Origin of the sequence: Maricaulis sp., assembly GCF_039978735.1 — a bacterium.
Taxonomy (GTDB): Bacteria; Pseudomonadota; Alphaproteobacteria; order Caulobacterales; family Maricaulaceae; genus Maricaulis.
This window is the reverse complement of record NZ_JBDWAS010000005.1, coordinates 26,893-40,212: the sequence shown is the minus strand read 5'-3', so window position 1 is coordinate 40,212 and position 13,320 is coordinate 26,893. Positions and strand designations below refer to the sequence as shown.

Below are 13,320 nucleotides of genomic sequence, written 5' to 3'. Positions count from 1 at the left end.
TGCAGGCGTAAGGGTTGCGGCGTTCTCAGCGCACCGCCAGGGCAACAATGGCGACGCCCAGACACAAAGCCGTGAGCCCGGCCAGGCGAAGCTGGTCCGGGCTCATCGTGCCAATTCTGGCGATCACGTCTTTCATGGCGCCGGGGGCCAGGGCGTAGACCGCGCCTTCAAGCGCGATCGCCACCCCGAGCCCGGCGATCAGGACCGTCCACACTACTGGCCGGTTTCCGACCGGAAGTAGTTGAAGAACTCGCTGTCCGGCGGAATCACGATCGGCGTGCCGTCGCCCATCGCCTGCTGGTAGGCCAGCATCGAGCGATAGAAGGCGAAGAATTCCTCGTCGCGGCTGTAGGCCTCGGCGAAGATCTGGTTCTGGCGGGCATCGCCCTCACCGCGGATCCGTTCGGATTCGGCGCGCGCCTCGGCCTCGATGATCGCCGCCTGGCGATCGGCATTGGCGCGGATTTCCGCGGCCCGCTGTTCGCCTTCGGCGCGGATGCGGGCCGCTTCCTGGTCACGTTCCGAGCGCATGCGCTGGAAGACGTTCTCGGCGATCTGCTGCGGCAGGTCGGCGCGCAGGATACGCACATCGATCACTTCGATGCCGAAGCTGCCGGTGCGGACCTGGTCTTCCACCGCGGCCTGCACCCGATCCATCAGCTCGGCACGCTGGCCAGAGATAACTTCGGAGGACGGGATCGACGCGATGACGCCGCGCAGGCTGTCATCCATGATCTGCTGCAGGCGAACGCGGGCGCCGCGCTCGTCGCGGAAGGTCTGGTAGAAGCGCAGCGGATCGGTGATGCGATAGCGCAGGAAAGCGTCGACGATCAGGCGTTCCTGGTCCGAGGCCAGGATTTCTTCCGGATCGAGATCAAGCTCGATATTGCGCTTGTCGAAGGTCAGCACTTCCATGATGAAAGGCGGCTTGAAGTGCAGGCCCGGGTCGGGCTCGCCAACCTCGTTGACCGCATCGACGGGCTCGCCGAGGCGCAGGATCAGGGCCTGCTCGGTTTCCGAGACCGTGTAGACACTCTGCAGGCCGATGAAGACGGCAACCGCAAGAATGATAATGCCGAACGTGCGGATCATTGATTGCCTCCTTGCGTACGATTGCGGTTCTGGCCGAGTTCGTTGAGCGGCAGGTAGGGCACAGCCCCGGCCTGGTCATCAAGCACGATCAGGTCCGACCGGCGGAAGATTTCCTCGATCGTCTCGAGATACATGCGCCGGCGCGTAACATTCGGCGCGAGACGATACTGGTCGTAGATGGCCACGAAGCGATCGGCCTGGCCCTGGGCCTCGGCAATCACCGAGTCCCGATAGGCCTGGGCCTGCTGGGTCACCTGGGCTGCGCGGCCGCGGGCCGCCGGGATCACGCTGTTGGCGTGGGCGGTCGCGTTGAGCTGGGCACGTTCGGCTTCCTGCTGGGCGACGTCCACACCGCGGAAGGCGTCGATGACGCGCTCGGGCGGCTGGGCGTTGCGCAGGTTGACCTGCAGAACCTCGATGCCGGCATTGTACTCGTTCAGCGTTTCCTGCAGCAGGGCCCGCGTCCGGTGAGACACTTCGGTCCGGCCTTCCGTGATGATGAATTGCAGGTCCGACGTACCGACGACTTCGCGCATGGCGCTTTCCGCCACGGCCCGGACGGTCGCTTCCGGATCGCGCACATTGAACAGGTAGTCGCGCACACCGTCGGGATAGCTCAGATCGACACGCCACTGCACGGCGAAGTCGATATCGACGATATTCTCGTCGCGGGTGAGCATCTGGCCTTCATTGCCCTGGCCGATGGTGATCGTGTTCGTTGTCGTCACTTCCGGCAGCGTCACCGTCTCGATCGGCGTGGGCAGCTTGAAGTGGAAACCCGGCGAGGAGGTCCGGGAATACTCGCCGAAGCGCAGCACGACGCCAGCCTCGTTCGGGCCGACCTGGTACCAGCCGGAGCCCGGCATGACGAACCAGACGCCGGCGATCACCAGCAGGATGAAGCCGAAGCCGAAGGCGCTGGCTCCGCCACCGCCCTTCTTGCCGCCACCATTGCCGCCGCTTCCGCCGCCGCCGAACAGGCCACGAAGCTTGCGCTGCATGTCGCGAACAACCTCGTCGAGATCGGGGCCTTCATCGCCGCCGCCTCCCCCCTGGGGACGGCGTCCGCCCCACGGGTTCTGGTTGTTGTTATTTCCTCCGCCGGAGCCCCAAGGGCCTCCGCCGCCTCCACCCTGATTGTCGTTCCACGGCATGGGCTGGATCGATCCTCTTGCTAGTCTTGCGCCCTACATGAACGCAAGCGCGCCGGGGTTCAAGAGCGGGCAAGCGGGACACGCAGACGCAGCGTCCCCCGTTTTCGCGCGTATCAGATGCGGTCGAGACGCCGGAAGACGAAGGCATGATCGTCGCCTTCGCCGGCAGGATGGGCCTCGCGGCGGACTTCATTCCAGGCGGCTTCGTCGACATCGGGGAAACGGGTATCGCCGTCCGGCGCCGCATCCACATCGGTCAGATAGAGCCGGTCGGCCAGCTCCAGGGCAGCCATGTAGATCTGCGCGCCACCGATGACGCAAACCTCGTCGACCCTGTCCTCATTGGCCCGGGCAAAGGCCGCAGCCAGCGCATCGCCGAGATTGCCGGCCACCGTCGCGCCGTCGGCCCGATAGCCGGACTGCCGGGTGATGACGATATTGAGCCGGCCCGGCAGCGGCCGCCGCGGCAGGCTCTCCCAGGTCTTGCGCCCCATGATCACCGGCTTGCCGCGCGTCGTGTCGCGGAACAGCTTCATGTCGGAGGACAGGCGCCAGGGCAGATCGCCATCGGCACCGATCACACCATTGCGGCCGCGCGCCGCGACCAGGCAGACTTTCGGAATAATCGTGCCGGTCATGCCGATACCGGCTTGTCCAGCCAGCTGAGCCATTTTTCCTGCACGGCTGCATCCAGGTCGACGCCTTCGGAGCGCGCCAGCAGGAGCAGCATGCCCAGCGCATCGGCCATTTCCCGGCGCAGCGCCGCACGGGCTTCATCGTCGGCCGGACGGCGCGACCGGCCGGTCGCATCGAGATAGGCCTGGGTCAGCTCGCCCATCTCTTCCTGCAGTTTGAGCAGATACCAGTCGCCGGACCGGTCGATGCCGTAATTGCGGGCATAGATGTCGGAAACCTGTGCGATCTGCGCCCCCAGATCGGTGAGAGGTCCGGACATGCCGCCCCCTAGACCGCGACCGGCGCAGCGATGCGCGGGTGCGGGTCGTAGCCCTGCAGGGTGATGTCCTCGTATTCGAAGGCGAACAGGTCCTTCGCGTCCGGATTGAGCGACAGGCGCGGCAGCGACCGCGGCGTGCGCGAGAGCTGTTCTTCGACCTGGTCCATATGGTTGGAATAGATGTGGGCGTCGCCGAATGTGTGGATGTACTCGCCCGGCTCCAGCCCGCAGACCTGCGCCACCATGGCGGTCAGCAGCGCATAGGAGGCGATGTTGAACGGCACGCCCAGGAACATGTCGGCGGAGCGCTGGTAGAGCTGGCAGGAGAGTTTCCCGTTGGCGACATTGAACTGGTAGAGCGTGTGACAGGGCGGCAGCGCCATGTTGGGCACATCCGCCGGGTTCCAGCCCGACACGATCAGCCGGCGCGAGGACGGGTTGTTGCGGATTTGTTCGAGGATGTTGGACAACTGGTCGATCTCGGTGCCGTCCGGACCTTCCCAGCGGCGCCACTGCTTGCCGTAGACCGGTCCGAGGTCGCCGTTCTCGTCGGCCCACTCGTCCCAGATCGTCACGCCGCGCTCCTGCAGCCAGCGCACATTCGTCTCGCCGCGCAGGAACCAGAGCAGTTCGATGGCGATCGATTTGAAATGCACCTTCTTGGTGGTCAGAAGCGGAAAGCCTTCGGACAGGTCGCAGCGCAATTGCCGCCCGAAGACAGCGCGCGTACCGACACCGGTGCGATCATGCTGTTCGGCGCCCGTCTCGAGGATATCGCGCAGGAGATCGAGATAGGAACGCTCCACGGCCGAGCCGGGCAGGCTGCCCGCGCCCGCCGCTTCCGGCCGGCTATCCGCAAAGGCCAGGTCCGCCATGAATTCCTCCTGCGATCCGCGCAACTCGACTGATTCGATCTTCACAAGTCTAACCGCTCGAGACGCAGCCGTGAGCCTGCCTGCAGCGCAGCGCCGGGGATAACCGGCCAAGCCTCAAGACTTCCGGTCGCTTCGCTGCCCGCTGCCCCCGATACGCCCCGCAAAACGCAACTGGCGGGCCTGTGGCGGCCGCGTGGCGGGCTCGTGACGCAAGGCAGGCGTGGCGCACCCGCAGCGGGTCTGGTCAATCCGGCTCATCCGACTACAACAAGCCTCCAGGAGAAGAACATGGCTTTCAAGGCAGACGCAGCGAAGATCAAACGCTGGCGCGAAGAGCGGCACTGGTCGCAGGAACATCTGGCAGAACTGGCCGGCATCGGGCTTCGCACGGTGCAGCGGATCGAGAATGGCGAGCAGGCCTCCCGCGACTCCCTCACCGCCCTCGCCGCAGCTTTCCAGGTCGATGCCCTGGCGCTGTGCGTCGACCCGGAGGAGGAAGCCGCCCGCACGATACGGACCAAGAACGCCAGGGTGACGGCCGGATTGCGGCTTTCTCTCTGGATCCACCTCGCCAGCTATGTGCTCGGCATGATCATTTTCACCGGGATCAATATCGGCACCGGCACCTCCGTCATGCTGTGGGCCACGATCTGGTGGACGGTGGGCGCGGCGGCCCACATTGCCACCACCGTCATTGTCGAAGTCGTGACCCGCTACCAGAACCAGCACGCGGCCAGCTGAACCTGTCGGCCGGCGCTCCGGACACCGTACTGGCAGGAATGATCCCGTGGCCCGCCGTTTCCGGCTTGCCACGGGACCGGGTTGCGATAGCCTGCCGGGCGGAACAATCGGGGAACAGCCCCGCAATGGAGGACTATCGACATGTTGGGTTATGTGACACTGGGGACGAATGACCTGCCCCGCGCCGCCGCCTTCTATGACAAGCTCTGTGCCGAATTCGGCGCCGGCCGCTTCATGGAAGAGGACACCTTCATCGCCTGGGGCACGGCCGATGGCGGTTGCGGCATCGCGCTGACCAAGCCGTTCGACGGCAATACCGCCACGGTCGGCAATGGCGTCATGGCCGCCTTCCAGGCCAAGGACCGTGCCCAGGTCGACAAGGTCTACAAGCTGGCCATCGAGCTGGGCGCCCAGGACGAGGGCCCGGCCGGCCCGCGCGGCGAAAGCGGCTTCTATGCCGGTTATTTCCGCGACCCGGACGGCAACAAGCTGAATGTGTTCTGTATGTAATTCCCGCTCTCTTGCGGAGTCGGGACATAGCGAAGATGAATCGCTATGTCCCGATCTCCGACAACGATTTCCTCGGTGATCGTATTGATCACCGAGGCTTTCTGTTCGTGGGTCAGACAATCCCACCGGTCGTAGAGTGCTTGAGCTCCCGCAACGACTTCCTCACTGGAGTCCTGGGTTACCTGCAGGGCTGAGATTTCGCCTTCAAGCGCAGCGATGCTCTGCGCAATCTCCTCCCCGCGCTCCGCCGCTTCTTTATCGGCCTGCTTGTAGCGGGTCGGTTCGATCGTCCCATCGAGATAGCCGCGCAGTAGCTTGTCGCGATCGCTGGCAAGCGAGACACGCTCCCGCTTCAAAACCTGCATCTGATTGGCCTTGGCCTCGATCTGATCGGTCGTCGTTTTCAGGTACGCTTCGATCTCTTCGCGCGACGAGAAGAAGGCCCGTAGTCGATCGCGGAAGATAGCTTCAAGATCGTCCTGGGGAATTTTCGAACGGCACTTCCGACAGACAAATTTCGGGCTCTCGTTGAGCACGTACATGGTCTGTCCGTCGCGCTCACATTTGACCTTGCCGGCAAACAGGTACTTTCCGCGCGGACCGGAGGGTGCCTTCTTCGCCTGACGATCGAGGATAGCGTTGCAACGCTCCCACAGCTCCTTGGAGACAATCGCCTCGCACGGATGCCACTCCCACTCCTCCTCGGGCTTGAGCTGGACCGATCCACCACGGTTTTCCAGCTGCGTGTAGTTGGAGCGGCGTAGTCCCTTCGCGGTGGGATCGCGCAACAGGAGCTGGATCGTACTGATCGAGAACTCTTTCCCCTTGCGTGTTCGATATCCGCGCTCGGTGAGAATACGGCGGACCGTTCCCTTCCGCTCGTACTCGGCAAACAGTTCATAGATCAGTGCCCGCACGGGCGCCTCATCCGGATGTGGCACGACCTCATCGTCTTTCCACTGATAGCCATATGGAGCCGCGCCGGCGACGCGCTTCCCCATTTTCGCTCGTGTGACGACAGACGCCTTGATGCGGTCAACGATCTCTTCGCGTTCCCACTGCGCCATGGCAGCAATCATGGTGTAGAAGAGCCGACCCGACGGCGTCGATGTATCGATATTCTCCTGCAGCGAAATCAAGTCCGCATCGTGCGCGCGGAAGATCTCGGAGAATTCGAGGAGTTCCTTGGTACTCCGCGCCAAACGGGCGAGCTTGGAAAACAAAAGCGCGGATATCCGTCCGCGCTTCACGTCTTCCAGCATTCGCTTGGCCTCAGGGTGATCTAGGACGGCTTTGCCAGAAACACCCGAGAGATCGTAGGTCTCGACAATCGACCAGCCCTTAAACTGCGCATATTGCTCAGCGCGTGTTTTGTGGATCGAAGGGCTGTCCCCCTTCGCCTGGTCTTCGGTCGAAACGCGTATCCAGACGCCGACCGCTCTGACATCCTGTTGATGCATATCGCCACCAATACCCGAATTACGTGTTTAGAACCAGTTGTCGTTCGCGCCCTCAAGCAAGGTTGAGACGGGAACACCAATGGCTCGTGCCGCCGCGAAAAGGCGTGCGGTGCCCAGACGGCCGCGGCCGTCTTCGATGAGGGTAAGATGTGCGGGGCTAAGGCCAATCTCGCGGCCCAGGTCGGCCTTTCCCACCCCTTTTAGGCATCTCCAGAGGCGCAACTGCGCCCCAATCTTGGTATCAATTGCATCCAGCACGAACGCCTCCTCGGTACTGCTATGATCCGTTGGACGCCACACTGGTTTCCGGCCTGTGCCGTGCTGCCCAAATAGGTGAAACGACGCTATCAGCACGAGACGTGCTGGAACTGCTCGCCGCTTAGCTGAACCCGCACGACACCCTCTTGCCCGCGCATGGTCACCGCGCAGCGTCCCAGAATGTCTTCTGCCCAGGCGCGTGGTCGCGCACCTGACGTCCGCATGGTCTGCACGATGTCGATCGCGCGCTGCGGCAAGGCGGGAAGTTCGTAGGTGTAGGTCGCATACGAAATGGGGCGTCCCAGCCCATTGGCATCGGCAAACTGGAAGGCGATCGGCCCGCCCTCAGCGAGCGCCAGCCAGAGCGCGCCGGCACTGCCAGCATTCATCTGCCAATTTAGCGACACACGATCCTCTCCAATCATCGACACGTTCCGGCGGTCGAAGGACTGGATGACGATTTGTTCACCGTCCTTGAAGATGGAGAGCACGATAGTCCGCGCAACGGCGGGCGGTGTAGCGAACGCACCATAGAGATGAACCGTACAGGGCGTGAAATCAGTCTCGTCGGACGTGCACGCGACGGAGAGCCATCCAACCTCCCGAAAACTCGTGATCGCCCGCACGCGCCCAAGATACCGGGTCGGGCTGTATTCGACAGTCACATCACCGCCCCACGGCCCACTGTCCAGCGTCTCCTGCGCACCGCTGGCGGCCGACACCCAAACGCTGGCAGCCAGGGCTGCCGTCAGCGCACGCATCCGACCGCTCCGCTGCCGGCACACCCCACCTGCGACATCTGATTGAATGCTGAGACCTGCGTTTGGGCCGTACCAGAGGCGATCTCGCGCAGGCGATCGACAATGGCTTGCCCGACAACGCCCTCTACCTCGTGATCGCTTGGCAGGCTTCCCCCTAACCCCACGACCGCAGCGATGTTGCTAGTCCAGATGTTGCCCGTCCCCCGCCGATAGAGAATGACCTGATAGTTTTGCGTCAGGGTGGCGCGATTGAGTGAGAGCATGTTCGTGTTTTGCTCGACGCCCAACTTGACCAAGCCAAGAACCAGGTCAGCCCCGAGCGCATCAGCGGCGCGCGCAAGGGCAGCATCACGCTCGCGGATCGTCATTTGTGAAAGATCTGACGGAATGCCCAGCGCTCGCAGTCGACCGTCAGTCGTTGCCGGCGAGATGATCTGATCAATACCAAGCACGCCCTCAGCGCGCTGAGCCGCCTCGACCAATGACCTATCGGGCGACGACCAGAATGCCAGGCGATCCGCTGCGATGATGGCGTTACGCGCATCTGGATCAATGCGCTCGTCTGCAAGCTCGATCCCAACGTCTCCGCCAGTGGCGGACTGATACACCTTGTATCCACCGTATGCGGTGGTGGCGAGCGACGCCGCCATCATGAGCGCGGGCGCCGCGGCGACGCACCCTGAGAGCGGGATAAGCGTGCTGGCAAGAAGAAGGGCGCGCCCGAACATACGGGTGCGCGCGACACTGCTATTCATTGGATGCCCCCTGCGTTGAACACTATGGGGTATAGCGTTCACGCTCAGGCGGCCTCGCGAGGCTCTGACCCGCGCCACATGCGCTGAGCGATCCTACGCTCTTCAGCCCCGATCGCGTTCGCATAAATCGCAGTCGTCTCAAGCTTTTCGTGCCCAAGCCAGCGCTGGAGTAGGTTCAGCGGTATACCGCTTTGCACCGCAAAGACGCCGAAGCCGTGGCGAAGCCCTTTCGGACAGGCATGCGCACCCGTTAGCCGTATTCCCGCCATCACACGTTTGATGATCAGCCAGCCCTTACCCCGGCTCCATGGCCATAGCCGCTCGCCAGCTCCTATCGTTTCGAGGTGGCGTTTTAGCTTCGTCAGCACCCAATCCGGCAAGGGCACCGCACGATACACCGGCTCTTCCCGGCGTTTCTTGAGGCACTGGATAATAACAGCGCGCATGTCGAGATCGATCCGGTCAGGTGTGAGCGCTAGGGCTTCGCTGATCCGGCAGCCAGAGAACGCGAGCATGAGACAGAAGGCCTCCTCACATGTGGCGAGCTTCCCGCACGAACGGATAAAGCGCTCACGTTCCTTGGGCGTGAGATACTTTCGGCGACCCTGAGTGTCGAAAATCATATAGTGAAACAGTCCCGCGCTTTAGGGCGCATCAGCCCAAATTTGTCCTTGACGCGCGTGAGTAATCTAAGAACACTCTACCCCATAGTGTATATTCCATTTCACAATCTTACCACACTCACACTCTCCCGCGCAGATTGAAATTCGATGAGCGCAGCCTGAAAAAGGCTTCAGTATAGACTTGCGAATCTTCGCCCATCGGCATTCGTCATTCATGAAATTGCTCCAAGTTGCTGCGCCGACACAGTCAATCGATGCCGACCGACAACTGCGAATCGTTCACTCCTTGCGGGTATTCAAGACAGATTTGGCGATCACGCAGCTGACTATCTCGTGACGCAGTGCTGCCTCCTTGAGGGAGGCGGTCGCTGCTCAATAGTTATCAGGATTGCACGATGGTAACACCATGGTAATCTACTAGAGCGGGTATACGGTAATCAGAGCGACTTCTATGGATATCTTTAGCCTCGACATTGGCGGATCGTCGATCAAGCGAGCCGTCGTCAACGTAAACAAACACGGCGCAGAGATTGTCCAGCGCCTTCCGGCGATTGAGCTACACTCCAGGACCTTCACCGAAGTTAAGAATCAGGTGCTCGCCGCTGTGGAATCACACTCCAAAGCGACCCGCCGCAAAGCAGTTGTTGCGATAAGCACATCTGGTGCTGTGGATCGCGCAGGCTTCGTGTGGACTTCCGGACATTTCGATGGCTACCGCAACGTTGATTGGTCCGTCCTGCTCAGCTCTTCATTGCGCAAACATGTTGCTTCCGTAACCGTAGTCAACGATGGAAAGGCGTCTGCTTGGGCTGAGTTTCAGAAGATCGCATCGAAAGATGAGGTCTTCGCACACTACGTTATCGGGACCGGAGTGGGCGGTGCGCTCACTTGCTTTGGCCGCTTGGTCTATGGAGACGAGGATACCGCTGGTGCACTCGGCCACATGAAGATCGCGCCTGGCACGGATATTGTCTGCAGCTGCCAACGCCGGGCTGGATGCGTCGAAACCGTCGCGTCCGCGCCGGCAATTGCCAGGTACTATGCCAGCTCCCTTAGGCGGGATGAAAAAGACTCTCCGGTAACTTTCGAAAGCACATTTCTCGCGGCGCAGTCGGGCGATCCACGTGCGGTCACGGCATTCAGGACCGCGGGAGAATGGCTTGGATTGGCAATTGGCAACATCATCAACATCCTAAATCCACGGCACATCACGATTGGCGGCGGTGTAGCGCTTGCCTCAATGGAAATTGACGTCAGTGACGACGGCGGTCCATACATAAGCAGCGCGATAACGCGCGCTCGAGAAACAGCATTTGAAGACGTCGCCGTTGGTACCGACATCAGACCAGCAACGTTCGGCAATGATGGCGGACTCCTAGGTGCCGCACTGTTAAGTGCCATAAATACTAAACACCGATAGTCCGGGTGATAATCGTCGGCGCATATCCCGAAGTCGTTGGCGTCCCCACTGGAGCGCAACTAGGGAAGTTAACGCGCGTACTTGAGCACTTTCTGCCCGCAGGAATAGCGGTGCACGTCCTTCCTGTTTACCCCTCATCAGGTGACGGCGGCTTCGCCCCCGACGATTGGTACTCCGTCCGACCGGAGCTGGGAGACTGGTCGCTCATCAAAGATTGGGCACGCAACCGAAAGCTGATCCTTGACGGCGTGTACAATCATACTGGGCGGGGCCACAAATTTGTACGCGAATTCTTCTCGTTTCCAACTGAGAGTGGGCCGCTTTACGCTTTTCAAGCTAGTTCGCCACCATCTAGTCAAACCTCACCCCGCGGCGGTTCAGTATTTCGGGAATACCATCTGCAAGGTCGCAAATGGCAATTGTGGCAGACTTTTTCTAAAGACTCATTCGACATCCGCCTTTCCTCTCCCAGGGTCCGAGACGAGATAGAGCGCCATCTCTCATTTCTAGCTGAATCTGGAATCCACGGAGTCCGGCTCGACGGATGTGCGTATTATGGTCACCGACTGTCAGAGGAACAGTTCCACAACTCTGAGGGCCTCGGCCTTGCGTGTGAGATCGCGCGCATGGCCAATACGGTCGGCCTAACTGTTTTCGCGCAGCTTGATGCCGACCCAGCAGGCGCGGCTTACTTCCCAAGAGCGGCGGGGTGGGCAGTTCCAGTCGTAGACTATGCCTATTCCGCAGTGCTCGTACTTTCCCTGCTCAGCCAATCAGCGCTCTCATTGAAGGATCACATAAATAGAACAAAGGCCTTACCTTGCGACGCCCTTAGACCTCCGCGGACTCACGACGGGATTTTGCTGCAGTCCGATCAGCTCACACAAGAAGAATTTCGCGAAATAGTAGCCCTTGCGACTCAATGGCACCTCCCTGTTCGCATCGTGAACGGCGACGCCTATGAGCTCAACTCCTCATTCCCATTCATCTGCAATCTCGGGGTATCGTCCGAACAAGGTTGGTCCCGCCTTCTTTTGAGTCTCGCCGTGACAGCCATACTTCCCGGCATTCCTTATCTCTACCTTCCGATGCTCGCTAATCATCAACCTGAGACTACGCACGAGCGTCAGGACGGCGACCCGCGATCGCTGAATCGCACACGGCTCTCGTTTGAGTTTCTCCAAGCATCCCTTCAAGGCGCATCGGGTCGCGAACTAAGAAAGGTTCTCACCGACATGGCGACCATGCAGTCTCACGTTTCCAACTCGGCAATCAATGCAACCACCACCGGCGGCCCCTCCGGTGACTCCGCCCTGCTAGTACACAATCATGAGAGCCGCTGGACGTTCGTTTGCAACCTGAGCACGGCTGACACGGTCACCATTTTAACCCCGGCGAACTCGAAGCTCATTTGCTCTCGGAACGCAAAAGGTAATTGCGTTTCACCCCTTGGATATGGTTTTTGGATCGAGGACGATCAATGATCGTCACAGACGCAGCCGACGCGACCGAACCTTGGTTGTATTCAGAGCGGTATCTGACAAACGGAACGCGCAACTACAGCCCGTTTTCCGCGATCAACGAAGTTGATAAAGACTACCTGCCCGAGACCGGTCGCGACCGGTTTTTAGTGGAATGCGTCACGCTTTCACCTCCAATGCTTGCTAAATTTGTGAGCACTTACCATAGCTTAGCGGATTCACTTCGCGACCTATACGTCAATCGCGAAGGCGCAATCAGATTTCCGATCCACCCATCGACGCTGTTGCGCGCTCCGTGGAAGGAAATGAGCGAGAATCGCAACAGCGAACTCACGCTTCTAGTGTCTCCTACTGCGAGCACGCGAACCGTGTTCGTGCACAGCTCGAACGATGACGCCGGCTCGCATCTGCCCCACTTTGTGAAGCTACACTTTCCAGGTAGGATTTCACGCTTCACCCGGCAATTGTCACAACTGGATGTCGAAGCGCAGTTGTGGGTTAGCCAAGAGCTTCAAAATTTCGGCGCGCCGCACCTGCCCGATGTGGCCGGAGGCTATGTCGAACTCCTAGATGGAAGCTCAACTGGCTTTATTCTTCGATCATGCGTCCCCAATTGCTCCGCCGACAGTGCCCGCTATATCGTCCCAACTTTTGCACTCTACGGCGGCGATGCGCGCGCGCCCAATGACCCGCCCCTGTTGGCCCAACTCCCTAGTCTGTTCGATGAAGATCCCCTTGATTTTATTGCTTCGCGAATCGTAAAACCAGCTGTACGCTTGTGGGTATCCACGGTTCGCTCCCTCGGGATTTTACCTGAATTGCATGGCCAAAATCTGCTATTTGGATTTGATCACCACACACAAAAATCCGCTCTTATTATGCGTGACAGCGATATGTACGTAGACACAACTATTCGTAGCGATCTTAACTTACCCTTGCCGCCACCCTTGCAACTTCTTGAAAGCGAAAATCTGCAACAAAACAGAGTCGGTTTTCTCAGCCTCTGCTATGACGGTTTCTTGGGACAAAATCTTCTTGAGAAAATTGCCGAATCTGCCTGGCTTCATTTGGGAGTGAGGCGCGACGCGCTCATTTCCCACGCCGTCGAAGAGTTCAACGCGGCGGGCGGTGACGATATCGGATTCGACCAGCGAGTGTTTTACTACGGCGACCGTTTGCATGACGGGACCGCATTCACACTTTCGGAACGCGCAGCGCATCCAACCTGGCGATGA

The 13,320-nt window shown here is 60.4% G+C and carries 16 protein-coding genes; 5 read left to right on the top strand and 11 right to left on the bottom strand.

The genetic code is table 11. The features are described 5' to 3' along the window. Window positions 1-25: 25 nt before the first annotated feature. The 6 genes from ABJO18_RS01050 to ABJO18_RS01025 all read right to left on the bottom strand — a co-directional run bounded on the left by ABJO18_RS01050 (window position 26) and on the right by ABJO18_RS01025 (window position 4,076). Entirely contained in the window at window positions 26-214 is a 189-nt protein-coding gene (locus ABJO18_RS01050) for a DUF2065 domain-containing protein (RefSeq protein WP_348507796.1), read from the bottom strand. After that, entirely contained in the window at window positions 214-1,092 is an 879-nt protein-coding gene (locus tag ABJO18_RS01045) for a protease modulator HflC (RefSeq protein ID WP_348507795.1), read from the bottom strand. Before ABJO18_RS01045 ends, ABJO18_RS01050 begins: the two co-directional genes overlap by 1 nt. After that, on the bottom strand, window positions 1,089-2,246 hold the full coding sequence (hflK, locus tag ABJO18_RS01040; RefSeq protein ID WP_348507794.1) for an FtsH protease activity modulator HflK: 1,158 nt from the start codon (window positions 2,244-2,246) through the stop codon (window positions 1,089-1,091). The genes ABJO18_RS01045 and hflK overlap by 4 nt, the downstream gene beginning before the upstream one ends. Window positions 2,247-2,359: 113 nt before the next feature. Next, window positions 2,360-2,917 (bottom strand): dihydrofolate reductase, encoded by a 558-nt coding sequence (locus tag ABJO18_RS01035; RefSeq protein ID WP_348507793.1) that lies wholly within the window; start codon window positions 2,915-2,917, stop codon window positions 2,360-2,362. Then, window positions 2,881-3,201: a phosphoribosyl-ATP pyrophosphohydrolase gene (locus tag ABJO18_RS01030; protein WP_348507792.1), complete on the bottom strand. Its 321-nt coding sequence runs from the start codon at window positions 3,199-3,201 to the stop codon at window positions 2,881-2,883. Before ABJO18_RS01030 ends, ABJO18_RS01035 begins: the two co-directional genes overlap by 37 nt. A gap of 8 nt (window positions 3,202-3,209) precedes the next feature. Beyond that, window positions 3,210-4,076, bottom strand: a complete 867-nt coding sequence (locus ABJO18_RS01025) for a thymidylate synthase (RefSeq protein WP_348507791.1) — start codon at window positions 4,074-4,076, stop codon at window positions 3,210-3,212. Window positions 4,077-4,364: 288 nt separating this feature from the next. Between ABJO18_RS01025 and ABJO18_RS01020 the strand changes: the two genes are divergently transcribed. Together ABJO18_RS01020 and ABJO18_RS01015 are read left to right on the top strand one after the other, a co-directional pair. Then, window positions 4,365-4,817 (top strand): helix-turn-helix domain-containing protein, encoded by a 453-nt coding sequence (locus tag ABJO18_RS01020; protein WP_348507790.1) that lies wholly within the window; start codon window positions 4,365-4,367, stop codon window positions 4,815-4,817. A 141-nt stretch (window positions 4,818-4,958) separates the two neighbouring features. Further along, a complete protein-coding gene (locus ABJO18_RS01015; RefSeq protein WP_271185820.1) occupies window positions 4,959-5,327 on the top strand; it encodes a VOC family protein in 369 nt (122 codons plus the stop codon). On the opposite strand, the gene ABJO18_RS01010 is transcribed toward ABJO18_RS01015, so the two are convergent. From ABJO18_RS01010 to ABJO18_RS00990, 5 genes are all read right to left on the bottom strand, one after another. Continuing rightward, window positions 5,279-6,787 (bottom strand): recombinase family protein, encoded by a 1,509-nt coding sequence (locus tag ABJO18_RS01010; RefSeq protein WP_348507789.1) that lies wholly within the window; start codon window positions 6,785-6,787, stop codon window positions 5,279-5,281. The genes ABJO18_RS01015 and ABJO18_RS01010 overlap by 49 nt on opposite strands. 27 nt (window positions 6,788-6,814) lie before the next feature. Beyond that, complete coding sequence (locus ABJO18_RS01005; protein ID WP_348507788.1) at window positions 6,815-7,045, bottom strand: helix-turn-helix transcriptional regulator; 231 nt, start codon at window positions 7,043-7,045, stop codon at window positions 6,815-6,817. Window positions 7,046-7,134: 89 nt separating this feature from the next. Further along, window positions 7,135-7,806 carry a hypothetical protein gene (locus ABJO18_RS01000; protein ID WP_348507787.1) on the bottom strand — a complete coding sequence of 224 codons (672 nt, stop codon included), beginning with the start codon at window positions 7,804-7,806 and terminating at the stop codon, window positions 7,135-7,137. Continuing rightward, window positions 7,794-8,561, bottom strand: a complete 768-nt coding sequence (locus tag ABJO18_RS00995; protein ID WP_348507786.1) for a hypothetical protein — start codon at window positions 8,559-8,561, stop codon at window positions 7,794-7,796. Before ABJO18_RS00995 ends, ABJO18_RS01000 begins: the two co-directional genes overlap by 13 nt. A gap of 44 nt (window positions 8,562-8,605) precedes the next feature. Next, the gene (locus ABJO18_RS00990) at window positions 8,606-9,184 is read right to left on the bottom strand and encodes a tyrosine-type recombinase/integrase (protein WP_348507785.1); all 579 of its coding nucleotides are present in this window, start codon (window positions 9,182-9,184) and stop codon (window positions 8,606-8,608) included. A 451-nt stretch (window positions 9,185-9,635) separates the two neighbouring features. On the opposite strand from ABJO18_RS00990, the gene ABJO18_RS00985 reads away from it, so the two are divergent. From ABJO18_RS00985 to ABJO18_RS00975, 3 genes are all read left to right on the top strand, one after another. Continuing rightward, window positions 9,636-10,604: an ROK family protein gene (locus ABJO18_RS00985; protein WP_348507784.1), complete on the top strand. Its 969-nt coding sequence runs from the start codon at window positions 9,636-9,638 to the stop codon at window positions 10,602-10,604. A 626-nt stretch (window positions 10,605-11,230) separates the two neighbouring features. Beyond that, window positions 11,231-12,088: a hypothetical protein gene (locus tag ABJO18_RS00980; RefSeq protein ID WP_348507783.1), complete on the top strand. Its 858-nt coding sequence runs from the start codon at window positions 11,231-11,233 to the stop codon at window positions 12,086-12,088. Continuing rightward, complete coding sequence (locus ABJO18_RS00975; RefSeq protein WP_348507782.1) at window positions 12,085-13,320, top strand: hypothetical protein; 1,236 nt, start codon at window positions 12,085-12,087, stop codon at window positions 13,318-13,320. The genes ABJO18_RS00980 and ABJO18_RS00975 overlap by 4 nt, the downstream gene beginning before the upstream one ends.

Excerpts from the sequence above, each read along its gene's own strand:
- ABJO18_RS00995 (WP_348507786.1), bottom strand. The coding sequence starts at position 8,561 with ATGAATAGCAGTGTCGCGCGCACCCGTATGTTCGGGCGCGCCCTTCTT.
- ABJO18_RS01035 (WP_348507793.1), bottom strand. The coding sequence starts at position 2,917 with ATGGCTCAGCTGGCTGGACAAGCCGGTATCGGCATGACCGGCACGATT.
- ABJO18_RS01020 (WP_348507790.1), top strand. The coding sequence starts at position 4,365 with ATGGCTTTCAAGGCAGACGCAGCGAAGATCAAACGCTGGCGCGAAGAG.
- ABJO18_RS00990 (WP_348507785.1), bottom strand. The coding sequence starts at position 9,184 with ATGATTTTCGACACTCAGGGTCGCCGAAAGTATCTCACGCCCAAGGAA.
- ABJO18_RS00975 (WP_348507782.1), top strand. The coding sequence starts at position 12,085 with ATGATCGTCACAGACGCAGCCGACGCGACCGAACCTTGGTTGTATTCA.
- ABJO18_RS01000 (WP_348507787.1), bottom strand. The coding sequence starts at position 7,806 with ATGCGTGCGCTGACGGCAGCCCTGGCTGCCAGCGTTTGGGTGTCGGCC.
- ABJO18_RS00985 (WP_348507784.1), top strand. The coding sequence starts at position 9,636 with ATGGATATCTTTAGCCTCGACATTGGCGGATCGTCGATCAAGCGAGCC.
- ABJO18_RS00980 (WP_348507783.1), top strand. The coding sequence starts at position 11,231 with ATGGCCAATACGGTCGGCCTAACTGTTTTCGCGCAGCTTGATGCCGAC.
- ABJO18_RS01010 (WP_348507789.1), bottom strand. The coding sequence starts at position 6,787 with ATGCATCAACAGGATGTCAGAGCGGTCGGCGTCTGGATACGCGTTTCG.
- ABJO18_RS01025 (WP_348507791.1), bottom strand. The coding sequence starts at position 4,076 with ATGGCGGACCTGGCCTTTGCGGATAGCCGGCCGGAAGCGGCGGGCGCG.
- ABJO18_RS01030 (WP_348507792.1), bottom strand. The coding sequence starts at position 3,201 with ATGTCCGGACCTCTCACCGATCTGGGGGCGCAGATCGCACAGGTTTCC.
- hflK (WP_348507794.1), bottom strand. The coding sequence starts at position 2,246 with ATGCCGTGGAACGACAATCAGGGTGGAGGCGGCGGAGGCCCTTGGGGC.
- ABJO18_RS01015 (WP_271185820.1), top strand. The coding sequence starts at position 4,959 with ATGTTGGGTTATGTGACACTGGGGACGAATGACCTGCCCCGCGCCGCC.
- ABJO18_RS01045 (WP_348507795.1), bottom strand. The coding sequence starts at position 1,092 with ATGATCCGCACGTTCGGCATTATCATTCTTGCGGTTGCCGTCTTCATC.